Genomic DNA, 21,746 nt, shown 5'->3' with positions numbered 1-21,746 from the left:
CTATTCCCGCTCTTCCGTGCGTGGCGCCAGGGTCGCATCGTCGTCGAAGGGCCAGCCCGTGTACGGCGGGACGACGCGCTGGAATTCGTGCGGCATCGCGATCGGCACCTGCAGGCACACGCTCTGGGTCGGCAGGACTTCCATCCAGTCGCGCACCAGCTCCTTGTAGGCGATGCCGACCGGGCGGATCTTGCGGTCCAGGTCGAACAGGCCGAGCTCGTTCACATTGCCGTTGTTCTCGCGCAGCGCCGTGTCCCAGTCGACCTGGTCGGTCAGCGAATACCAGGTGAAGCCCACCAGCGGGACGCCGTTGTTGCGGACCCGTAGCACGTTGGCCCATTCCTTGCGCAGCCATTGCACGGCCTCGTCGCCGCGCGGCCCCTGGCACAGGTTGGTCTCGGTATGCATCACCGGCAGGCGGTAGCGGTTGTAGTACTGGTGGGTGATGACGGCGTAGCCGAAGATCTCGCCCGCCGACCGCGTCAGCCCGTCGGCCGAGACGTAGTGCTCGTTGGTCTGGTAATAATCGTTGCCCATGATGCAGTGGTGCTTCAGATTATTATTCAGGAAGAAGTGGTACTCTTCGCGCGTCATGCCGTTGTCGAGCATGTATTCGTACATTTCGGAATCGACGCGCCGGCCGTAGTTGAGATCGAGCGAGAGGAAGCGGCGCGCATTGTAGAGTTCCGCCGGACCGATGGCCGCCGGGCTTTCGGCATGGAAGTATTCCGTCGATTCGCTCTGCACGAACAGGGCGTCCGGACGCACCTTCAGGATCGCGTGCATGGCCAGGATGTTGGCCTTGACCAGGTGCTTCATCGCGGTGACGAAGCTGCGGTCGGTCGTCATCTGCTCGTTCCACCAGCCGTACAGGGCCGAGAACAGGGCGCAGATCGACATCTCGTTGATCGGCGTGTACAGCTGCAGCCAGGGATAGCGGCGCGCGAACGTGCCCGCGTATTCGGCGAACAGCTCGGGGAAGTCCGGGTTCTGGAAATTCCCGATCCAGTCCGGCACGCCGAAGTGGCAGAGGTCGACGATGGAAGCGATGTTGCGCTGGCGCAGATCGTTGAACGCCAGGTCGGCGAATTCCCAATCGTAGCGCTTCGGGCCGAGCCAGGTGCGGTGCAGCGGGGGACCGTAGCGCAGCACCTTCAGGCCGAGCTCCTGCACCAGGTCGAAGTCGGTGCGCCAGTGCTTGTAGTGGCCGCACTTGTCCAGCTCGTCCATCCGGACGCGTCCATGCTCGATGGTCGGATTGCTGTTTTCGATACCCGTGGCAAAGATAAATCCTGGAGACATCGGCCCTCCTTTTCATCCTGAACGCGTCGTTTCATTGTAGCCGGGATCGGATTTGCCGTTCCGAACCGTGCGCGCCATCCAAACTGCTGAGTGATAAGATCTATAACACTTAGACAATATTTCCTGCTGCCATCGCATGTCCACGCTCATCGCGATCCCGGCCGCCGCACTGCGCGCGCCATCGAAGCTGGCGCCTGCCAACCGCCGGCTGGCCGGAGGCCTGCTGGTCTCGCTGCTGCTGCATGCGCTGCTGTTGTCGCTGCAGTTCGGCATACCGGGAATGCGGCTGGGGGAGGGGGCGCCATTGCGGGTCGTGCTGGCGCCGCCGGCGCCGCAGCCCATGCCGGCACCGCCGGCGGTCGAGGCGCCGCCTGTCGCCGTGCCGCCTTTACCCAGTGTTCCTGTACCGCCCGCGCCCGTGACGCCCGCCCCGGCCGAGACCACGCCCGTGCCGCGGGCCGGGCAGCAGGCGCCATTGCCTGTGCCGAAGCGCGGATTCACCCTGCGCGATCCGGCTCCGGCCATGCCGGCTCCTCCGGCGCCCAAAGCGGCGCCGCCTGCCCGGCGCGTCCTGCGGCGCCGGTCCCGTCCACGTCTCCAGCCGCCGAAGGAAACGCTGCACACCGAGGTGATCGCGCGCCAGGCCAGCGAGCTCCCCAGCTTCGTCCTGCCCCAGCCGGAAACGCCTGCCGTGGCGGACGTGCAGGAGGTGCCGAAGGAAGCCGAGGCGGCGGCGCCGCCCGCGCCGCAGATTGCGAGCCAAGCGGAAGAAGAAAGCGCCGCTGCCCGGCGCGAGCTCGCGCAGCAGCAGCGTGCCGACGAAGAAGAGAGGCGGGTGGCGGAGCAGCTGCGTGCCGACGCGCTGGCGCGGGCGCAGATGGAGGAGCAGCAACGTGCTCAGGAGCAGTTGGCCGAGCAGCGCCGTGTCGAGGAATTGGCTCGTCAGCAATTAGCCGAACAGCAGTACGCCCAGCAGCTAGCCGAGCAACGGCGCATCGACGAGCAGACCCGGCAGCAATTCGCCGAGCAACAGCGTGCTCGACAATTGGCCGAGCAACGCCGTGCCGAGGAATTGGCGCGTCAACGACTGGTTGAGCAGCAGATCGCGCAGCAATTGGCGGAGCAACGTCGCGCTGACGAGCTGGCCCGTCAGCAATTAGCCGAACAACAGCGCGCCCAGCAGTTGGCCGAACAACGGCGCATCGAAGAGCAGACGCGTCAGCAGCGCGCGGAGCAGCAGCGCGCCCAGCAATTGGCCGAGCAACGGCGCATCGAAGAGCAGACCCGTCAGCAACTTGCGGAGCAGCAGCGCGCGCAGCAGTTGGCCGAGCAGCGCCGCGCCGAGGAGCTGGCCCGCCAGCAGCTCGCTGAACAGCAGCGCGCGCAGCAGCTCGCAGAACAGCGCCAGGCCGAGGAGCGCGCCCAGCAGGCGGCGGAACGCCAGCGTGCCGAGGAACGCGCGCGCCGCCAGGCCACGGAAGCCGAAGCGGCCCAGCGCCTGGCCCGGCAGGAAGCGGCGCCCGTCCAGCCGTCCGCCGGGCCGGGCGGCGCTCCGGCGCGCGCCGAGCGTGGCGCCGACGCCGGCTTCGGTCCAGGCAGCGGGCAGGGCGCCGGCGCCGGATCGCGCGGCCTGCCGGGCAAGGATTTCGGTTCGCGCGCCCGCGAACTGTTGCGCGGCATCGACGTCGCGAAGGCCGTGCCGCCGGCCATGCGGGCCGCCCAGCAGGCCCAGCAGGCGATACGGCGCGCCCTGGCCGACGCCGCCCGCCGCGACGTGCCGCTGCGCCTGTATCTCGACAGCGTGCGCCAGAAGATCGAGCGCAACGCCATCGTCAGCCAGGCCCAGCTTTCCAGCGGCGCGGTGCACACCGATCCCGTGGTCAGCATCGCCATCCGCAGCGACGGCAGCGTCGAGGACGTGACCATCCTGCGTTCCAGCGGGCGCCCGGACATCGACGAGATCGTGCGCCGCATCGTGAACCTGAATGCGCGCTACTCGGCCTTCCCGCCCAACGTCGCCGCCAATTACGACGTGATCGAGCTGCGCCGGATCTGGACCTTCGCCGAAGTCCTGCGCCTGGTCGAGGAAGTGCGCTGAGCGCCTACCCTTGCCGCCATTGCTGACCTGAGCCTGCCGTTTGACGTGCGCCAAAGCCCTGCCGGGTAAGGGGCTTACCCTGACTCTGATCGCCAGAGGCTGGCAGCTCATTTCGACAGGCAAGACATGAACGCTTCCACTACGCAATTTCTGGCACGAGCCTGCGCCGCCGTGCTGGCGCCTGCTTTTGCGCTTGTTCTTGCGGGCTGCGCGCCTGCCATGGTCTTCCGCTCGGGAGGAAGCGCCGGCGCCGACGAATCCGCGCCGCCGACGGAAATGATCACCGAAAAGCTGATCGCCGCCGAGCGCCAGCAACACCAGGAACAGGCCAACTCCGACCTCGACTCATTGCTGGTGCCGAACCCGCCGCCGTACGCCATCGGCAGCGGCGACGTCCTGTCCATCGTCGTCTGGGACCACCCCGAGCTGGCCGGCAATGCCATGAACGCAGGCGCGAGCGCGCCCGATCCCAGCGGCGCCAGTGCTGGGGCGCCCGGTTTCGTGGTCGACCACCTGGGCCGCATCCAGTTTCCGCTGATCGGCCTCGTCGCCGTCGACGGCCTGACCGAGGAGCAGGCACGCGCCCTGCTGACGGCGAAGCTGGCGAAATACCTCGCCAATCCGAACGTCACGCTGCGGGTACAGGCCTACCGCAGCAAGCGGGTGTACGTCGACGGCGAGGTCAAGTCGCCGGGGCTGCAGGCCATCAACGACATCCCGATGACCCTGGTCGAGGCGATCAACCGCTCCGGCGGCCTGCTGCCCAGCGCGGACCAGAGCCGCATCGTGCTGGAGCGCGGCAAACAGCGTTACCGGGTGAATTTGCGCGACCTGGTGCAGAAAGGCATCAACCCGGGCCTCGTGATGCTGGCGCCGGGCGATGTGGTGCGCGTGCATTCGCGTGACGAGAGCAAGGTCTTCGTGTCCGGCGAGGTGTTGACCCCGAAAGCGCTGACGATGCACGACGGCCGCCTGACCCTCAACGAGGCGCTGGGCGAGAGCGGCGGCATCAGCCCGCTGAGCGGCGATGCGCGCCAGGTCTACGTGGTGCGCAAGACCGCCGACCGTACCCGCGTATTCCAGCTCGACGCCCGCGTGGCCGGATCGCTCGCGATGGCCGAGTCCTTCGAACTGCAGCCGAAGGACATCGTCTACGTGGCCGCCACGCCGCTGGCCAACTGGAACCGTAACCTGAGCCTGCTGATTCCGGGTGCGCTGACGTCGGCAGTGAGCGCGACCACCAGGCCCTGACCAATCGCACGGAGCACGACCTCATGAATATCCATGGCGAATCGAATTCCCTGAGCCGCGTCGTCCACCCCAGTCCGATCGTCGGCATTCCCTTCGACATCCGTACCGTCGAGGGACCGTCGGATGAGCCCGCTTTCGACCTCAAGGGATATTTCCACACTCTCTACGACAGCCGCTGGCTGATCGGCGGGATCACCGCCTTCATCACCCTGGTCGCGGTGCTCTACGCCCTCGTCGCCAAGCCCGTGTACGAATCCAACCTGATGATCCACGTCGAAGAGGAAAGCCCGAACGCGTCGAAGAACATCCTGAGCGAAGCCTCCTCGCTGTTCGAGACCAAGAAGGCGGCCATCGCCGAAATGGAACTGCTGCGCTCGCGCATGGTGGTCTCGCGCGCGGTCGACAACCTGCAGCTGTATATCGACGTGCAGCCGAAGTACTTCCCGATCGCCGGATTCTGGTTCGCCAACCAGAACAACAATGCGCTGTCCGAGCCCGGCCTGTTCGGGTATGGCGGCTATGTCTGGGGAGCCGAGAAGGCCGAGGTGTCCGTGTTCGAAGTGCCCGAGTCCTGGCTGGGCCGCGAATTTACCCTGACTGCGCTCGGCAATGGCAGCTACCGCTTCTCGGGCGGCGGCCAGCGCATCGCTTTCGACGGCGCGGTCGGCCTGGGTTACCGGGTCCCGACTCCGGAAGGCACCATCGAGCTGAAGGTGGACCGCATGGCGGCGAATGCCGGGGCCCGCTTCCGCCTGCGCCGTATCTCGCGCGTGGCGATGATCCAGGCCATCCAGGGCGCCCTCGTGATCACCGAACAGGGCAAGCAGTCCGGGATCATCGAGGTCAAGCTGCAAGGGGAGAATGCCCGCCGCACGCACACCCTGCTCAGCGAAATCGGCCGCGAGTACATGCGCCAGAACCTCGCCCGCAAAACGGAGGAGGCGGAAAAGTCGCTGGCTTTCCTGAACCAGCAACTGCCCATCCTGAAGCGCCAGCTCGAGCAGGCCGAGGACCGCTACAACCAGTTCCGCAATGCCAACGGAACCGTGGACCTGCAGGAAGAAGCCCGGATGAGCCTGGCACAGGCTGCCGCGGCCCGTGCGCGCCGGATCGACCTGATCCAGAAAAAGACCGAGCTGCTGGCGCGCTTCACGGAAGACCACCCGATCGTCGCGGCCATCAATCGCCAGCACAAGGAAGTGGAAGCGGAGATCGAAGAAGTCAACGCACGCATCAAGGCCTTGCCGGTGCTGGAGCAGGACGAAGCGCGCCTGACCCGCGATATCAAGGTGAATACCGACCTCTACACGGCGCTGTCGAATACGGCCCAGCAACTGCGCCTGATTTCCGTCGGACGCGTCAGCAATGTGCGGATGGTCGATGCGCCGGTGCCGCCGGAAAAGCCGATCAAGCCGAACCGTCCCTTGATCGTGGCCCTGGCGGTGGTTACCGGTCTCTTCCTTGGCACCCTGGTCGCCTTCGCGCGCAAGGCGATGAAGGGCGGGATCGACGATCCGCAGAAGATCGAACGCTTGCTGCGCGCACGCGTGGTCTACGCGACCATTCCCCACAGCAGCAACCAGGACAAGCTGATGCGCAAGGCCAGGGACGACGCCGAGCCGCTGCCGCTGCTGGCCAGCATCATCCCGGAGGATGCCGCGGTAGAAAGCCTGCGCAGCTTCCGGGCGGCCCTGCAGTACTCCATGCCGCATTTCAAGAACAACGTCGTCCTGTTTGCCGGACCCACGCAAGGCCTGGGCAAGTCCTTCGTGACGGCGAATTTCGCGGTCGTGATGGCGGCCGCCGGCAAGCGGGTGCTGTTGATCGATGCCGATTTCCGGAGTGGCCGCCTGCATCGCTATTTCGGCGTCAACCGTGACCAGGGCCTGTCCAAGGCCATCAGCGGGGCAGCCAGCGCCACGGAAATCATCCACCATGATGTGGTCGAGAACCTGGACTTCATCCCGACCGGTCCGCTGCCACTGAATCGCTCCGAATTCCTGCTGGATGTAAATCTGAGCGCACTGCTCGAGACCCTGAGCGCCGATTACGACCTGGTGTTAATCGACACGCCACCGATTCTGGCGGCCGCGGATGCACTGATCATCGGCGCCCGGGCCGGCGCCGTCTTCCTGCTCGCACGCGCAAGCGTCACGACCGAAGCCGAGATTACCGAGTCGATCAAGCGGCTGAACTATGCCGGCATGTCTCCACAAGGCGTTCTGTTCAACGATATGACCTACGGTATCGGCCGGTACAGTGCATTGCACCAGGCGACGCCGGCAGGTCAACTGGCATTTGCGGGCTGAGCGCGTCTGCATCGGTTCATTCGCGGCAGTCGACTGCATACAACTCGCGGCCAGATCTCGTCGATCTGGCCGCGCTGGTTTCGAATCAGAACAGGCTTCGACTGTCCGATTCAACGCTCGGTCGATACCGCGTTGCCTTTCGGCTGGACCGCAGGACGCTGGAGGAAGACGCGTTTCGCCGCAATGCGGATGCGATAAGTCCTGGATTCGAAAAGCAGATAGGACAGGTAAGCCGAGACCATGATGGCGGCGAGCATGCCGAAGTAAATCAGGGCATGCAAGGGCGCCGCTGGCGACAGCTGGCGCAAGCCGAGTTGATTCGTGCTCAAGTGGTGTAACAGACCGATGAGGGGCACATGGAGCACATACAGGCTGAATGAAAACTCAGCGAAGAACTTGCCGACCCGCTGGACAGGCCCTTTCAGTGCAGACGCTGCCGAAGCCTCGAATTGCAGGCTCGACAGCAGCACCAGGTAGAGGAGGCTGCACACGAGGTCCTGTCCGAGCGTCGTGATCTCGAATGCGTCGAGTTCTCCTGTCAGCCGGAAGTAGGCCGCCCCTGCAACCACGAGCAGCGCCCAGGCCCAGCGTGCAATGTCGCTGCATTCGATACGGATGCGCGAGAACAGCACGCCGAGCAGCCAGATCAGGAAGTAAGCGACGATCGAGGTGGGCAATTGAACGCACAGTAGAACAAGCCCGGTGGTACAGGCGATGCGCACGACAGGCTTGCGCGCCGTACACGCCACTGTCAGCACAGGAAACAGCAGGTAATACCAGGTCTCGTTGGCAAGGCTCCAGAGCGGGAAGTTGCCGCCGAAATCCTGCAGCAGCACGCGTTGCAAACCGACGAGGCTGCCGAGGAAATTGACTGCCGAGTAAGGGTTGTCGGGAGAAAAGTCGAATCCGTTGAGGCTGACGGCGCCGGTCACGCCGGCAAAGAGGAGCGTCAGCAGGAAAGTGGGTATCAATACGGTCCACAGCCGCGTGACACGGTCGATCGCGTAATTGGCGATCGCACCGGGCTGCCCGATTTTGTTGAGCAGACTTCCTCCGACCAGCCAGCCGCTGATCACGAAAAATACCAGCACCGCCTGGTGGGCGAAGCCGCTGACGAAGGCCAGGCCCTTGAACCAGAGCGGTGGATCGGCGACGGCGCGCAGGCCGGGGTACATCGCCGCGCGTAAATGAGCGACGACGACAATGAAAGCAGCCAGGCCCCGCAGCAGGGAAATGAGGATCGAGCGCCAGCTTACGTCATCGAGCTGACCGGTTCGCTGGACGGTCAGACGGACCATCTTTCGTGAATGCATTCGGGTCTCCTTGATATTGATGAGGCAGGCTATGTCATATTCAATTCCCGACAATATCAATCCGACCAGCCATCGTTTTTGAAAAGACGCAAATAATCGGGAGTGTGGAGCTTTCGGAGAATCCGTTTGCACAGGCATCACTTCAAGTTTTGTGGGGTCGCAAATTAATCAGGCTTATTTCGTACTTTTCTCGGTCATGTATTTGCATGTCGGCATTCTCGCAGCTTGGCTATTCACGAAATTCGATTTGGAAAACATTCGGATAATTTTCCTGAGTCAATGGTGCTGACGCGCACAAAGGAAAGCTGATAGCGATATTCGGCTATTTCTCGCTGAATGCGGAAATTTTTCAATGGAAATGTAGGCAAGTTGGATTGATGACTGTCAATCCATCAAATCTCAACGATATGATAATTGCGCAGGGAGGGCCTTGGAGGAATGCGCGTATTCGAAGACATGCTGCTCCAGAATGATTGACGGGAAATAGCTTGGTCAAACTCAGCTCACCCTGTTGCCCCTATTGGCTAGGCCGACGGCTCATGCGCCGACACTTTTTCAGCAAAGGTCCGGCCGCAGGCCCGATCGCAAAGGATGCTCCCATTTAGTCCACGTATCTCGTTGGATATGCGGTACAAAGCCATAGTTGCCAATATGAATTTACCTGTTTTTTGGAAGCACGCTACAACAGTCCTGACGGGCACCGTGATAGCGCAAGTCTTGCCGATTCTGGTTTCGCCACTCATCACGCGTCTGTGCACGCCTGCGGATCTTGGCGAATTCAGCGTCTGGCTGGGCGTGATCGCGATTACCGCCACGGTTGCGACCTTGCGGCTCGAAGCGGCGATGATTCTGGACCACGATTCGGACGAACAGCAAACCTGCTTCAGCGTGGTCGCGTATTTTTCGACCGTATTCGCGATACTGATCACTTGCCTTGCAGTCATCGCCCATCTTGCCGGTTTTCAGCAAGCGCAACAAATGTCCTGGCTTGGACTGATGACGGTCGGCCTTGGCGCTTGGTTAATGGCCTATAACTCGGCCCTGGTCGCTTACGCGACTTCCTACAACGCCTTTGCCAAGACTGCGATGGCCAAGATCTGCGGTGCGGGGACGATCGCCCTGGGCCAGCTGGTGCTGCTATTCATTGGCGCCGGTCGGGGAGCCTTGCTGGCTGGGCAGATCCTGGGAATGACAATGGGCGTGGCGGCGGCGATGTTCCTGTTGTCGCCGCCACGGCCGAACCTATCCCTCGTGCCAACCCGTTCACAGCTGAATTACCTCAAAAAGCACGAGTCATTCTGGCGTTTCTCCCTGCCGGCCGGCCTGCTGAACACAGCGGCAGGAAAGTTTCCACTTTTCCTGATCGGTGCGAAATACGGTCTCTTCGCGGCGGGGTTGTTTGCGCTGACAGAGCGCATATTGACGGCCCCGATTTCGCTGTTGGCGGCGTCGGTCCTCGAGGTGTTCAAACGCCAGTCGGTACATGAGTACCAGACTTTGGGTAATTGTCGGGAAGCGTTTCGCAGCACGTTCAAGGCACTTGTCCTGCTCGGTTCCGGGCCCGTGCTGTTCATCTTTCTTTTTGCTCCAGATCTCTGTGCCTGGGTATTCGGCAAACCGTGGCGCGAGGCCGGGGAGTTCGCCCGCATCCTCGCTCCACTGTACTTCCTGAATTTCGTCGCCAGCCCCTTGAGTTATGTATTTTTTGTGGCCGGCAAGCAGAAGGTCGAACTCCTGTGGCAGGTCGCATTGTTCATTACGACCATTTCCGTATTCCTGGCGCCGATCTCTTTGAAACAGGTTTTGTTCAACTACACCGTTGCTTATTCGGCCCTGTATATCGTCTATCTGCTTTTGTCCTACAGGTTTTCCAAAAATGCTCCGGCAGTGAGCGGCAGTCTTGGAAATTCGCAGTCGATTAATGGTGGTTGAAAAAACTCAGCGATATCAGGGACGGAAAATCATGCAAGCTACCGGTACGTTGACAAGCCGGCCAGTGATCGGCGTCAGCCAGCAGTTCACGGTCCACGCCGCATTTCTCTTGCTGTATCCAGGCTTTTTCTTTTATCAGACGCTGCTTGGCCTCGGTATGATCGGCGCCTACCTGGGCGGGTATTTCACGCTCGTCGCATTACTCCTGCTGCCTGCACTGGCCATCGTGTTTATCGGGACAGTCAAGCGGAACAAGAATTATTTGTCCCGCATGGACGCGTGGATCGTTCTTTTTGTTATCTACTATTTTTCCATCCTGATCATTAATTATGTGGCAGGGGCAGATCCGATCATCATCGAGAGGTATACCCAAAGCATGATCTTCTGCTTCGAAACCTATGTCATCTTCCGGTTGATCGATCTCGAGAACAAACGGCTCATTCTGGTCACTGCCTTGTCGCTCCTGGTCATGTCGGTGATCACCTATTATTTTTCGATCGGCGGATTCTTCTTCCTGCAAGCTCTCGGGGAATCGAAGAGCCCGGACAATCTTGCGACCTACCAGGGGTTTGCCCGGTCATATATCTACACATACATCGTCATGATTGCCGTGGTCCGGTCCATGGCAATACGGTATGTGTTTTACGCAATCGGCGCGTGCGCGCTGTTCCTGAATGGCGCACGAAGCGAATTCTCCGGGGCCATGTTCCTGATCCCCGTCATTGAGCTGTATTACGCGAAACACAGGTTGTACGCGATCTCCGTGCTCGTGTTCATCATCGGCCTGACCATGGGCGGCATCGACCAGATCACGAGCATGTTGCCCGAGAACCGCATCCTGCAGCTGCTCGACCTGTCGCATTCCACCTCGGCTGTCGCGCGTGAGCATCTGTCGCAGAATGCAATACGCACCATTTCGGAAAACCCGATCTTCGGCGATTTCGCCAGCTACCCCGACGGCCATTACGCGCATAACGTGCTGTGCGCCTGGGTCGACTTCGGCCTGTTCGGATTCATTTTCTTCCTGTCGCTATTGCTGTCGCACGCCGTCTGGCTGTTCTTCAACGGCTTTTTTTCGAAGACGAAATCCTCTTACTTCGTCCTGGCCTGGGCACTCATCTGCATCACGATACTGTGGGCGCTTACCGCCAAAAATATGCCCGACATGAGCGTCGGCGCGGCCATGGGTGCTTTTGCGAGATACAGGTACCGGAAGAGGAACCGGCTCGAACGTTAATCCAGCTTCGACATCATGCGCATTCTCTACATTAACCATTACGCGGGCTCTCCTCGACATGGCATGGAGTACCGCCCTTATTACCTTGCGCGGGAATGGGTACGGGCAGGGCACGAGGTCAACATCGTCGCCGCCGACCAGTCGCATATCCGCGCCCGCCAACCCGGGCTTGGCGCCTGCACCAGGTTTGATGAGCTCATCGATGGCATTCAGTACACCTGGCTCAAAACGCAGCCCTATCGCGGAAATGGTGTTGGGCGGGTGCGCAATATGGCCTCGTTCGTGCGCGCCTTGTACCGTGAAAGCCGGCGCCTGTCAGCGTACGCGCCCGATGTCGTGATCGCATCCAGCACCTATCCGATGGATATCTGGCCTGCCCATCGCATCGCAAAACTTTGCCGCGCCCGGCTTGTATTCGAGCTTCACGATCTGTGGCCGCTCACGCCCATGGAACTCGGCGGCATGCCGAGATGGCATCCTTTCATCATGGTCGTCAAGGCGGCCGAGGATGACGTTTATCGTCATGCGGATGCCGTCGTGTCCATGCTTCCGAAAGTCCACCAGCATGTGGCATCGCATGGGATGCCGCTCGAGCGGCTGCACATCGTGCCCAATGGCGTCGATCCACAGGAATGGGCCGGTACGCTCCCCGCATTGGAAGCGGGCGTGGATGACACGCTGGCCGCGCTGGCGCGCACGGGGAATGCCATTGTCGGCTACGCCGGCACGCACGGCATATCGAACTCCTTGAACACCTTTCTTGATGCCGCACGCCTGATGCGCGAGGAGAACGTGTCCTTCGTGCTGGTGGGAGGCGGACCGGAAAAGCCCGGCCTGCAGGCGCGGGCACGGACGGAGCAGTTGCGAAATGTCCTGTTCATCGATCCCGTCATCAAGGAGCAGGTCCCGGCACTGTTGCAGCGGTTCGACCTGGCCTATATCGGCTGGCGCCGGCAATCGCTTTACCGCTTCGGGATCGCTCCCAACAAGCTGATGGATTACATGATGGCGGCCCGGCCGGTTTTGCACGCCGTCGAGGCAGGCAATGACCCGGTGGGAGAAGCGGGGTGCGGACTGACGGTCGCACCGGAAGACCCGGAAGCGACGGCAATGGGCATTCGACGCCTGCTTTCCCTCACCCCGGGCGAACGCCAGGCGATGGGGCAGCGGGGCAGGGACTTCGTGATGGATCACCTGACCTATCCCATTCTAAGCAGGCGTTTCCTGGCCGCGTGTGTTTCCTGATCCGATAAAGGTGGTGCGCATGTCCAGAACCGATATTTTCTTGAAGCGGACCTTCGATCTTGTCGCCTCACTCGGCGGCCTCATCGTGCTGTCGCCCATCATCTGCGTATGCTGGATCGTTGCGGCCCTGGAAACCCGCAGCAATGGCTTCTTCATCCAGAAGCGCATCGGGCGGCATGGACGAATCATCCATGTCTGCAAGATCAAGACCATGTATCCGGCAAGCGGCAGGCGTAGCCCCATCGCGTCCAGCAACCTGTGTTCGATCACCCGTTCCGGCAGGGTATTCAGGAAATACAAACTCGACGAATTGCCGCAATTGTTCAATGTGCTGGTCGGCAGCATGAGTATCGTGGGGCCCAGGCCCGATGTGCCTGGTTATGCGGACCGGTTGCAGGGCAGGGATAAGGTCATCTTGTTGCTGCGGCCAGGGATCACGGGGCCGGCCTCGATCAAGTACAAGGATGAAGAGTCGATACTGGCCGCGGTCGACGATCCGGAAACATACAACGATCGGGTCATCTGGCCCGACAAGGTGCGAATCAACAGGGAGTATTTCGTCAATTACTCGTTGCTGCGCGATGTGAAGTATATCGTCCACACTATTCTTGGGTGATCACATGAATGCCTTATGCGCCACCTGGCCCAGTTTCTCGATCGAGGAAGCCACCGCCGTAAAGAATGTCATCCTGTCGAATAAAGTCAATTATTGGACGGGCACCGAATGCCGCGAATTCGAGAAGGAATTCGCGGCCTGGGTCGGAACGGAATATGCCGTCGCCCTGTCGAACGGCACGCTGGCGCTCGACTTGGCGCTCAAGGCGCTTCACATAGCGGACGGCGACGAAGTGATCGTCACGCCGAGAACCTTTCTTGCTTCGGCCAGCTGCATCGTGAATGCCGGTGCGATTCCCGTGTTCGCGGATGTCGACCGCGACAGCCAGAACATCACGGCCGAAACGATCCGGGCGGTGCTCACGCCGCGCACCAGGGCCATCATCTGCGTGCACCTGGCGGGATGGCCGTGCGACATGGACCCGATCATGGAGCTCGCCGAAGCGCATGGCCTGTTCGTGATCGAGGATTGCGCGCAGGCCCATGGAGCGCGTTACAAGGGTCGCATGGTCGGCGGCATCGGGCATATCGGCGCATGGTCCTTTTGCCAGGACAAGATCATGACGACGGGCGGGGAGGGCGGCATGGTCACCACCAATTCCCGGACATGGTGGCGGGATATGTGGTCCTACAAAGACCATGGCAAATCCTGGGAAGCGATGTACGAGCGCGAGCATCCGCCGGGCTATCGCTGGGTCCACGATTCCTTCGGCACCAATTGGCGGATGCTGGAAACCCAGGCCGTGATCGGCCGCATCCAGCTGCAGCGGATGGCCTCGTGGACCGCGCAGCGGCAGGCGAATGCGCGGCGCATCGCCGCCACATGCAGGCAGTCCGCTGCATTGCGGGTGCCGCTTGTGCCGGCCAATGTGGAACACGCCTGCTACAAGTTCTATGCCTTTGTCGAACCGGGCAAGCTGGCCGAGGGCTGGACCAGGGACCGCATCGTCGATGAAATTGCCGCGCGGGGCGTGCCATGCATGCAGGGCACCTGCCCGGAGCTGTATCTGGAAAAGGCCTTCGATGACACCGCCTACCGTCCGAAGGAGCGCCTGAAAGTTGCCAGGGAACTGGGCGAAACGAGCCTGATGTTTCTCGTGCACCCGACGCTGACGGAGGCCGACATCGACAGGACCTGCCAGGCGATCCGGGACGTCTTCTCGATGGCCGAAAAACCGTGACCTTGTCTGCGACATGACCCCGTGGATGTACGTCATCGATATCGGCCATACGGCGGTTATGGTGCCGGCGGCGGGAGCGATCGCCGCCTGGCTGGCCGCTGCGCGCGCATGGAAGCAGGCCTGGTGGTGGTGCCTGATCTTTTCCGCGGGCCTCGGCCTGGTGGCGCTCTCGAAGATCGGATTCCTGGGCTGGGGACTCGAGCTGCCCGCGCTTGGCTTCAAGGCCCTCAGCGGTCATGCCTGGCGCGCCACGGCGGTCATTCCTGTGCTGTTCTTCGTCGTTCTGCAAGCTGCGCCGGTGCGCTGGCGCATGGCCGGTGTGGCCCTGGGGATCCTGTTGGGCATGGGGATCGGTGTCCTGCTCGTGATGTTCGGGTTCCACACGGTTTCCGAGGTCGTCGCCAGTTCGATTCTCGGGGTGGCCGCCGGCCTGGTCTTCCTGCGTCTCGCGACGACGCTGCCTGCGCCGCGCGCCAGTGCCTGGGCTGCGCCAGCCAGCCTGTTCGCATTCGTCGTCATCTGCGGCCTGAAGCCGTCGGTGGTCAGCCACCGCCTCGTCGACGTGGCGCTGTTTCTTTCGGGGCGCGATCAACCTTACCGATGGACCCGGCCGGTGAATGTGTGCGCCGCGCATCCGCCGGCACCCCATTCCCTTCGTTAGGGGACGGAGGGCGTGGCGTTGTAAGCGCCGAGCTCAGCCGGCGCCGCGTGGGAAGCATCGGCGGCGCTTGCCGGGCGTTCGGACACCTTGGCGCTCTTCCTGATCCCCGGAGACGTTTTCCTGAGGCGGTAGTCGCCGGAGCCGTCCGCCTGGTAATCGACGAATTCCGGATCGGCGGCAATGGTGCCGCTGACCTCGCCCGTGACCGAGATGCCGGCACCGCTCGAATGCACCAGGTTATCGACATACCGGTTGTTGCCGCCGACCTTGCCGCCTTCGACGATACCGAAGGTGATGTTGTCATAGACGATGTTGTTGGCGACATAGTTATTTTTTGACCCGTCCGGCAAGACGCCAGCGTCCCCGCCGCCGATGAGAATCCCGACTTTGCAGCGGAAGACGGTATTGTTCACGATCGTCGAATCGGTTGCGCCATGCCATTGCTGGATGCCGGCGGCCGCGACGCCGGAGACGACGTTATTGACCACCGTGTTGTTCGGGTTGGCGATATAAATGCCCTGGACGGTATTGCACTTGCCGGTCATGGCAACACCGATGTTCCTGACCACATTGCCCTTGATGAGCACATGGCCGGGGCCGCCATTGGTGTCGATGGCGGCGCCGCCGCTGCCGCTGCAGCCGCCGCTGACGGTCAGGTCATGGATGAAGTTATTCGTGATGGTGAGATGCGCGCCCTCGGCCACGATACCGTGCCGGCCGCTGCCGCTGATGTCGAAACCGTCGATGTCGACATAACTTCCCTTCGAACGCCAGGCGATGCCGGTGCCGGACACGATGATTTTCGCTCCCCATTTCACCTCGGAGACGAACCTGATCCGTGCGTCGGCGGTGCCGCTGCGGGAGGTGGCGATGCCGGCGCTGTGCGCGCCTGGCGCGGCGACCTGGTAACTGCCGGGGGCCACGTGAATGGTGTAGCCGGCGGCCGCGGCCGCATCTGCGCGGGCGATGGTCCGGAAGGGCGCTTCCCTGGTCCCTGGATTGGAATCGGCGCCCTGGGGCGCCACGTAAAGGTGTTTGGTGCCGGCGCAGGACGCGAGCAGCACCGCAAGGCCCAGGCAGGCCAGGCGCGCCGCACACCACCATCCTGTCAGAAGTATCGTTTTCATCGTCGCATCCCATGAGGTACAACTGGAAAATGTTGTACTTAACAATGGGCGCGACGTTTGATCGCACGCGAGATCCGCAAAGCGTGGACTTGAGTTCGATCAGCAGCGGGGACGATGTGCCATCGGCACGCGGTCCCCGCTGCCTTACCCTAACAGATCAATGATCAGTAGGCACCGATATTCGGGGTCGCGTCGCGGACGCTGCCATCGAAATCGGTCGGCGGCGCATACGGTGCGGCCCCCTTGTTGAGGGCCGGCGAAGTGCTCAGGAGATGATAATCGCCGGAGCCGTCCGCCTTGTAGCTCTTGAACTGCGGGTTGGCAGTCATGGTGCCGGAGACCTTGCCTGCCGCGCGTACCGGCGTTCCGCTCGCATACACGAGGTTGTTGACGTAACGGTTGTTGCTGCCGACGGTGCCCCCTTCGACGATGCCGTAGGTGATGTTGTCGTAGATAAGGTTGTTGGCAACAACGTTATTTTCCGAACCGCGTGCCAGCGCACCTGCGTCGCCATCGCCGATCAGGACGCCGATCTTCGAATGGAAGACGGTGTTGTTCACGATCGTCGAATTCGTCGCATCCTGCCACTGCTGGATGCCGACCGCCGCGACGCCCGAGACGATGTTGTTGCGGACGATCGTACCGGTGCTCGCAATGTAGATGCCCTGGATCGAATTGCACGAACCGAGCATCGACACGCCGATGTTGCGGACGACGTTGGCCGAGACGTCGGCCTGGCCCACGCTGCCATCGACCTGGATGGCGGCGCCGACCTTGCCGTTGCAGCCGCCGCTGATGGACAGGTCGTGGACGGCATTGTTCTTGATGGACGTGTAGGCGCCGCTGGCGAACAGGCCGATCCGGCCGCTGCCGGTGATGTCGAAGCCGGAGATATCGACATAGTTGCCTTTCGAATTCCAGGCCGTGCCGGAACCGCTGACGACGATCTTCGCGCCCCACTTCACCTGCGAGACGAATTTGATGCGGGCCGTGGCCGTGCCGCTCTTCGCAGTCACGATGCCGGCCGCGGTGTCGCCCGGTGCGGACACATTGTAGGTGCCCTGCGCCACGTTGACGGTATCGCCCGCCACCGCGACGGCATCGGCGCGCGCGATCGTCGCGAACGGTTGCGCTTCCGTGCCCGGGTTGGCGTCGGAGCCGTTCGTCGCCACGTAGAGCTGGCGGCCGGCGGGCTCGGTGGGCTCCGGAGTCGGTGCCGGCGGCGTGGGGGCCGGGGCAGAGGTCCCGCTCGAGGCCTGGTAGGCGCCAAGATCGATCTTGCCGCCCAGGCGCGACACGCCGTCGATGTCGGCCGCCAGGGCGTAGGCCGTGGTGCCCTTGCCGATGGCCGGCGAGGTGCTCTGCAGGTGGTAGTCGCCGCTGCCGTTGGCCACGTACTTGACGAACTTCGGATCGGCCGTAATGGTGCCGCTGACCGCGCCCTTCACCATCTTCACATTGGTGCCACTCGAGTAGACGAGGTTGTTGACGTAGCGGTTGTTGGTGCCGACCACGCCGGCTTCGATGATGCCGTAGGCCGTGTTGTCGTACACGATGTTGTTGGCGACGTAGTTGTTGGCCGAACCGCCCGGCAAGGTGCCGGCGTCGCCCTGGCCGATCAGGATGCCTTCCTTGCTGTGGAAGACGGTGTTGTTGACGATGGTCGAGGCCGTCGCGCCGTGCCATTGCTGGATCGCCACTGCGGCCACGCCCGATACGATGTTGTTGGTCACGACGTTGTTCGGGTTGGCGATGTAGATGCCCTGCACGGTGTTGCAGCGGCCGATCATCGCGTAGCCGATGTTGCGGATGATATTGCCATTGATCACAACGCCGCCGGCGCCGCCGTTGGTATCGATCGCCGCGCCGCCGCTGCCGTTGCAGCCGCCGCTGATGGTCAGGTCATGAATGTTGTTGTTGGTGATGGTCAGGTTGGTGCCATCGGCCAGGATGCCGTGGCGGCCGCTGCCGCTGATGTCGAAGCCGTCGATGTCGACGTAGCTGCCCTTCGAGTTCCAGGTGATGCCGGTACCGGACACGACGATCTTGGCGCCGCCCTTGACGGTGGAGACGAACTTGATGCGTGCGGAAGCGGTGCCGCTGTGGCTGGTCCGGATGCCGACGCTGCCGAGCGAGGGGGCCGACACTTTATAGGTGCCCGGGGCCACGTGGATGGTGTAGCCGGGGCCGGCCAGCGCATCGGCGCGCGCGATGGTCAGCAGGGGAGCGGTCTGGGTGCCGGGATTCGTATCCTTGCCGTTCGGCGCGACGTACAAGTCTTTCGTCGTCGCGGCTGCGGCTGGGCCCACGGCCCAGGCGGCCAGGAATGCAGGAATAATGCTAGAAAGTAAGAAACGGGTTTGTGGTGCGAGCGTTTTCGTAGTCTTCAAAATCAATTCCTCAAACTGATGAGTTACTTATGACTAGAGGAAATTGCTTAAGTTCACGAATTTTTCGAAAAAAATTTTTCATCGGAAAATATCCGGGCAATTCGTTGCGCTTATGAAACTAAAATGCATTTTCTCTCAACAATTATGTCCAACGACTCACGAGAAGTAAGTCATGGAAATAATTCTTAATTGAAAATTCGGGCGCAAAGAAACGCCGATCGGTAGCTGATCGGGTAGAGGGCTGGGGAAATACGGGGGGAGGAAAGAAGCTCGCCAGGCCGGACCGGCATGGAGGGGAACCGGGGCAATGCGCCCGGCCTGGCTTGCTGTGATGGCGATGCTGCCGGTACGGCGCAGCATCGCATCGAAGGGAAAACGTTTTGGATTACTTGTAGGCGCCGATGCTGCGCGGCAGGCCGACACGGGATGCGCCGTCGACATCGGTGGTCAGCGGGTAGGTGGTCGAACCCTTGCCGATGGCCGGCGAGGTGCTCTGCAGGTGGTAATCGCCGCTGCCGTTGGTGAGGTAGCTGACAAACTTCGGATCGGCGACGATGGTGCCGCTGACCGCACCCTTCACCATCTTCACATTGGTGCCGCTCTTGTAGACGACGTTGTTGACGTAGCGGTTGTTGGTGCCCACCACGCCGGCCTCGATGATGCCGTAGGCCGTGTTGTCGTACACGATGTTGTTGGCGACGTAGTTGTTGGCCGAACCGCCCGGCAAGGTGCCGGCGTCGCCCTGGCCGATCAGGATGCCTTCCTTGCTGTGGAAGACGGTGTTGTTGACGATGGTCGATGCCGTCGCGCCGTGCCATTGCTGGATCGCCACTGCGGCCACGCCCGATACGATGTTGTTGGTCACGACGTTGTTCGGGTTGGCGATGTAGATACCCTGCACGGTGTTGCAGCTGCCGATCATCGCGTAGCCGATGTTGCGGATCCGGTTGGCATTGATCAGGACGCCGCCCGAGCCGCCGTTGGTATCGATCGCCGCGCCGCCGCTGCCGTTGCAGCCGCCGCTGATGGTCAGGTCGTGGATGTTGTTATTGGTGATGGTCAGGTGGTTGCCGTCGGCCAGGATGCCATGGCGGCCGCTGCCGCTGATGTCGAAGCCGTCGATGTCGACGTAGCTGCCCTTCGAGTTCCAGGTGATGCCGGTACCGGACACGACGATCTTGGCGCCCCACTTGACGTCGGAGACGAAGCGGATGCGGGCGGTCGCGGTGCCGCTGCGGATGGTCCTGATACCGATGCTGCCGAGCGAAGGCGCCGACACTTTGTAGGTGCCCGGAGCCACGTGGATGGTGTAGCCGGGGCTGGCCAGCGCATCGGCGCGGGCAATGGTCAGCAGAGGTGCGGTCTGGGTGCCCGGGTTGGTGTCTTTGCCGGTCGGCGAAACATACAGGTTGCCGGTCGCAGCCGACGCCGGGCTTGCGGTGCAGACGCTCAGGATAGCGGGGATGACAGCGGACAGCAGGAACTTGGAATTGCGGAAGGACATGTAGGTACTCACAAACGAAGGAGTAACTTATGACCGGAGGAAATTTCCAAAGTTCAGTGTTTTTGCGGAAAAATTTTCGTGTGGCAAAATTGTTATTGCATGGTCCGCTTTAAAAACAAAGATTACCAACGCCAATACTAAAAAGAACAACATTTCAAACATGCACTATTTAGTGAATTCGAGAAATGCATCTTAATTGAACGGAAGGGCGGGCTGACGAAGCGGAATGCCGCTGGTCGAGCCAAGCAAGGGATGAGGGAGGGAAGAAGCTCGCCAGGCCGGGCTGGGCCGGAGGAGAGCCGGGCAATGCGCCCGGCCTGGCTTGCTGTGATGGCGATGCTGTCCGTACGGCGCAGCGTCGCATCGAAGGGAAAACGCTTTGGATTACTTGTAGGCGCCGACGCTGCGCGGCAGACCGATACGGGATGCGCCGTCGACGTCGGTGGTCAGTGGGTAGGTGGTCAAACCCTTGCCGATGGCCGGCGAGGTGCTCTGCAGGTGGTAATCGCCGCTGCCGTTGGTGAGGTAGCTGACGAACTTCGGATCGGCGACGATGGTGCCGCTGACCGCACCCTTCACCATCTTCACATTGGTGCCGCTCTTGTAAACCAGGTTGTTGACGTAGCGGTTGTTGGTGCCCACCACGCCGGCCTCGATGATGCCGTAGGCCGTGTTGTCGTACACGATGTTGTTGGCGACGTAGTTGTTGGCCGAGCCACCCGGCAAGGTGCCGGCGTCGCCCTGGCCGATCAGGATGCCTTCCTTGCTGTGGAAGATGGTGTTGTTGACGATGGTCGAGGCCGTCGCACCGTGCCATTGCTGGATCGCCACTGCGGCCACGCCCGATACGATGTTGTTGGTCACGACGTTGTTCGGGTTGGCGATGTAGATACCCTGCACGGTGTTGCAGCTGCCGATCATCGCGTAGCCGATGTTGCGGATCCGGTTGGCATCGATCAGGACGCCGCCCGAGCCGCCGTTGGTATCGATCGCCGCGCCGCCGCTGCCGTTGCAGCCGCCGCTGATGGTCAGGTCGTGGATGTTGTTATTGGTGATGGTCAGGTGGTTGCCGTCGGCCAGGATGCCATGGCGACCGCTGCCGCTGATGTCGAAGCCGTCGATGTCGACGTAGCTGCCCTTCGAGTTCCAGGTGATGCCGGTACCGGACACGACGATCTTGGCGCCCCACTTGACGTCGGAGACGAAGCGGATGCGGGCGGTCGCGGTGCCGCTGCGGATGGTCCTGATACCGATGCTGCCGAGCGAAGGCGCCGACACTTTGTAGGTGCCCGGAGCCACGTGGATGGTGTAGCCGGCGGTGGCCAGCGCATCGGCGCGGGCAATGGTCAGCAGCGGTGCGGTCTGGGTGCCCGGGTTGGTGTCTTTGCCGGTCGGCGAGACATACAGGTTGCCAGTCGCAGCCGACGCCGGGCTTGCGGCGCAGACGCTCAGGATAGCAGGGATGACAGCGGACAGCAGGAACTTGGAATTGTGGAAGGACATGAAGAAGCTCACAAAATTCAAACTAAGGAGCAACTTATGACCCGAGGAAATTTCCGAAGTTCAGTGTTTTTGGGAAAA

15 protein-coding genes are annotated in these 21,746 nt (G+C 61.9%); 9 read left to right on the top strand and 6 right to left on the bottom strand.

The annotated features are described in order from the left end of the window. A complete protein-coding gene (locus tag AC3A6M_RS18525; protein ID WP_487854194.1) occupies positions 1-1,302 on the bottom strand; it encodes a family 1 glycosylhydrolase in 1,302 nt (433 codons plus the stop codon). Between the two features lie 136 nt (positions 1,303-1,438). Between AC3A6M_RS18525 and AC3A6M_RS18520 the strand changes: the two genes are divergently transcribed. The 3 genes from AC3A6M_RS18520 to AC3A6M_RS18510 all read left to right on the top strand — a co-directional run bounded on the left by AC3A6M_RS18520 (position 1,439) and on the right by AC3A6M_RS18510 (position 6,960). Then, positions 1,439-3,400: a TonB C-terminal domain-containing protein gene (locus tag AC3A6M_RS18520; protein WP_487854193.1), complete on the top strand. Its 1,962-nt coding sequence runs from the start codon at positions 1,439-1,441 to the stop codon at positions 3,398-3,400. Positions 3,401-3,526: 126 nt separating this feature from the next. After that, positions 3,527-4,651: a polysaccharide biosynthesis/export family protein gene (locus AC3A6M_RS18515; protein WP_487854192.1), complete on the top strand. Its 1,125-nt coding sequence runs from the start codon at positions 3,527-3,529 to the stop codon at positions 4,649-4,651. 23 nt (positions 4,652-4,674) lie between these two features. Beyond that, positions 4,675-6,960, top strand: a complete 2,286-nt coding sequence (locus AC3A6M_RS18510) for a polysaccharide biosynthesis tyrosine autokinase (protein WP_487854191.1) — start codon at positions 4,675-4,677, stop codon at positions 6,958-6,960. 110 nt (positions 6,961-7,070) lie between these two features. Here AC3A6M_RS18510 and AC3A6M_RS18505 read toward each other — a convergent pair whose 3' ends face one another. Further along, on the bottom strand, positions 7,071-8,273 hold the full coding sequence (locus AC3A6M_RS18505; protein WP_487854190.1) for an acyltransferase family protein: 1,203 nt from the start codon (positions 8,271-8,273) through the stop codon (positions 7,071-7,073). A 651-nt stretch (positions 8,274-8,924) separates the two neighbouring features. On the opposite strand from AC3A6M_RS18505, the gene AC3A6M_RS18500 reads away from it, so the two are divergent. The 6 genes from AC3A6M_RS18500 to AC3A6M_RS18475 are packed head-to-tail and all read left to right on the top strand — an operon-like array spanning position 8,925 to position 15,144. Then, the gene (locus tag AC3A6M_RS18500; RefSeq protein WP_487854189.1) at positions 8,925-10,205 is read left to right on the top strand and encodes an oligosaccharide flippase family protein; all 1,281 of its coding nucleotides are present in this window, start codon (positions 8,925-8,927) and stop codon (positions 10,203-10,205) included. A gap of 31 nt (positions 10,206-10,236) precedes the next feature. Then, positions 10,237-11,442, top strand: coding sequence for a hypothetical protein (locus AC3A6M_RS18495; RefSeq protein WP_487854188.1), 1,206 nt, complete (start codon positions 10,237-10,239; stop codon positions 11,440-11,442). A gap of 15 nt (positions 11,443-11,457) precedes the next feature. After that, positions 11,458-12,687 (top strand): glycosyltransferase family 4 protein, encoded by a 1,230-nt coding sequence (locus AC3A6M_RS18490; protein WP_487854187.1) that lies wholly within the window; start codon positions 11,458-11,460, stop codon positions 12,685-12,687. 19 nt (positions 12,688-12,706) lie between these two features. Next, entirely contained in the window at positions 12,707-13,303 is a 597-nt protein-coding gene (locus AC3A6M_RS18485) for a sugar transferase (protein WP_487854186.1), read from the top strand. Positions 13,304-13,307: 4 nt separating this feature from the next. After that, positions 13,308-14,483, top strand: a complete 1,176-nt coding sequence (locus AC3A6M_RS18480; protein WP_487854185.1) for a DegT/DnrJ/EryC1/StrS family aminotransferase — start codon at positions 13,308-13,310, stop codon at positions 14,481-14,483. A gap of 25 nt (positions 14,484-14,508) precedes the next feature. Then, positions 14,509-15,144, top strand: coding sequence for a phosphatase PAP2 family protein (locus AC3A6M_RS18475; protein WP_487854184.1), 636 nt, complete (start codon positions 14,509-14,511; stop codon positions 15,142-15,144). Here AC3A6M_RS18475 and AC3A6M_RS18470 read toward each other — a convergent pair. The 4 genes from AC3A6M_RS18470 to AC3A6M_RS18455 all read right to left on the bottom strand — a co-directional run bounded on the left by AC3A6M_RS18470 (position 15,141) and on the right by AC3A6M_RS18455 (position 21,668). Next, complete coding sequence (locus tag AC3A6M_RS18470) at positions 15,141-16,271, bottom strand: right-handed parallel beta-helix repeat-containing protein (RefSeq protein ID WP_487854183.1); 1,131 nt, start codon at positions 16,269-16,271, stop codon at positions 15,141-15,143. The two genes, AC3A6M_RS18475 and AC3A6M_RS18470, sit on opposite strands and share 4 nt — an antisense overlap. Before the next feature lie 164 nt (positions 16,272-16,435). After that, a complete protein-coding gene (locus tag AC3A6M_RS18465; RefSeq protein ID WP_487854182.1) occupies positions 16,436-18,547 on the bottom strand; it encodes a right-handed parallel beta-helix repeat-containing protein in 2,112 nt (703 codons plus the stop codon). A 499-nt stretch (positions 18,548-19,046) separates the two neighbouring features. Beyond that, positions 19,047-20,165: a right-handed parallel beta-helix repeat-containing protein gene (locus AC3A6M_RS18460; RefSeq protein ID WP_487854181.1), complete on the bottom strand. Its 1,119-nt coding sequence runs from the start codon at positions 20,163-20,165 to the stop codon at positions 19,047-19,049. A gap of 384 nt (positions 20,166-20,549) precedes the next feature. Continuing rightward, a complete protein-coding gene (locus AC3A6M_RS18455) occupies positions 20,550-21,668 on the bottom strand; it encodes a right-handed parallel beta-helix repeat-containing protein (RefSeq protein WP_487854180.1) in 1,119 nt (372 codons plus the stop codon). Between the last annotated feature and the right edge of the window lie 78 nt (positions 21,669-21,746).

The organism is Telluria sp. Soil_C_11 (assembly GCF_057657395.1).
The sequence above is the reverse complement of the archived record's forward strand: the minus strand, read 5'-3'. Positions and strand labels throughout refer to the sequence as shown.

What these genes read in the sequence shown, in the direction of transcription:
- AC3A6M_RS18525 (WP_487854194.1), bottom strand. Translation starts at nt 1,302, where the DNA reads ATGTCTCCAGGATTTATCTTTGCCACGGGTATCGAAAACAGCAATCCG.
- AC3A6M_RS18520 (WP_487854193.1), top strand. Translation starts at nt 1,439, where the DNA reads ATGTCCACGCTCATCGCGATCCCGGCCGCCGCACTGCGCGCGCCATCG.
- AC3A6M_RS18515 (WP_487854192.1), top strand. Translation starts at nt 3,527, where the DNA reads ATGAACGCTTCCACTACGCAATTTCTGGCACGAGCCTGCGCCGCCGTG.
- AC3A6M_RS18510 (WP_487854191.1), top strand. Translation starts at nt 4,675, where the DNA reads ATGAATATCCATGGCGAATCGAATTCCCTGAGCCGCGTCGTCCACCCC.
- AC3A6M_RS18505 (WP_487854190.1), bottom strand. Translation starts at nt 8,273, where the DNA reads ATGCATTCACGAAAGATGGTCCGTCTGACCGTCCAGCGAACCGGTCAG.
- AC3A6M_RS18500 (WP_487854189.1), top strand. Translation starts at nt 8,925, where the DNA reads ATGAATTTACCTGTTTTTTGGAAGCACGCTACAACAGTCCTGACGGGC.
- AC3A6M_RS18495 (WP_487854188.1), top strand. Translation starts at nt 10,237, where the DNA reads ATGCAAGCTACCGGTACGTTGACAAGCCGGCCAGTGATCGGCGTCAGC.
- AC3A6M_RS18490 (WP_487854187.1), top strand. Translation starts at nt 11,458, where the DNA reads ATGCGCATTCTCTACATTAACCATTACGCGGGCTCTCCTCGACATGGC.
- AC3A6M_RS18485 (WP_487854186.1), top strand. Translation starts at nt 12,707, where the DNA reads ATGTCCAGAACCGATATTTTCTTGAAGCGGACCTTCGATCTTGTCGCC.
- AC3A6M_RS18480 (WP_487854185.1), top strand. Translation starts at nt 13,308, where the DNA reads ATGAATGCCTTATGCGCCACCTGGCCCAGTTTCTCGATCGAGGAAGCC.
- AC3A6M_RS18475 (WP_487854184.1), top strand. Translation starts at nt 14,509, where the DNA reads ATGTACGTCATCGATATCGGCCATACGGCGGTTATGGTGCCGGCGGCG.
- AC3A6M_RS18470 (WP_487854183.1), bottom strand. Translation starts at nt 16,271, where the DNA reads ATGAAAACGATACTTCTGACAGGATGGTGGTGTGCGGCGCGCCTGGCC.
- AC3A6M_RS18460 (WP_487854181.1), bottom strand. Translation starts at nt 20,165, where the DNA reads ATGTCCTTCCGCAATTCCAAGTTCCTGCTGTCCGCTGTCATCCCCGCT.
- AC3A6M_RS18455 (WP_487854180.1), bottom strand. Translation starts at nt 21,668, where the DNA reads ATGTCCTTCCACAATTCCAAGTTCCTGCTGTCCGCTGTCATCCCTGCT.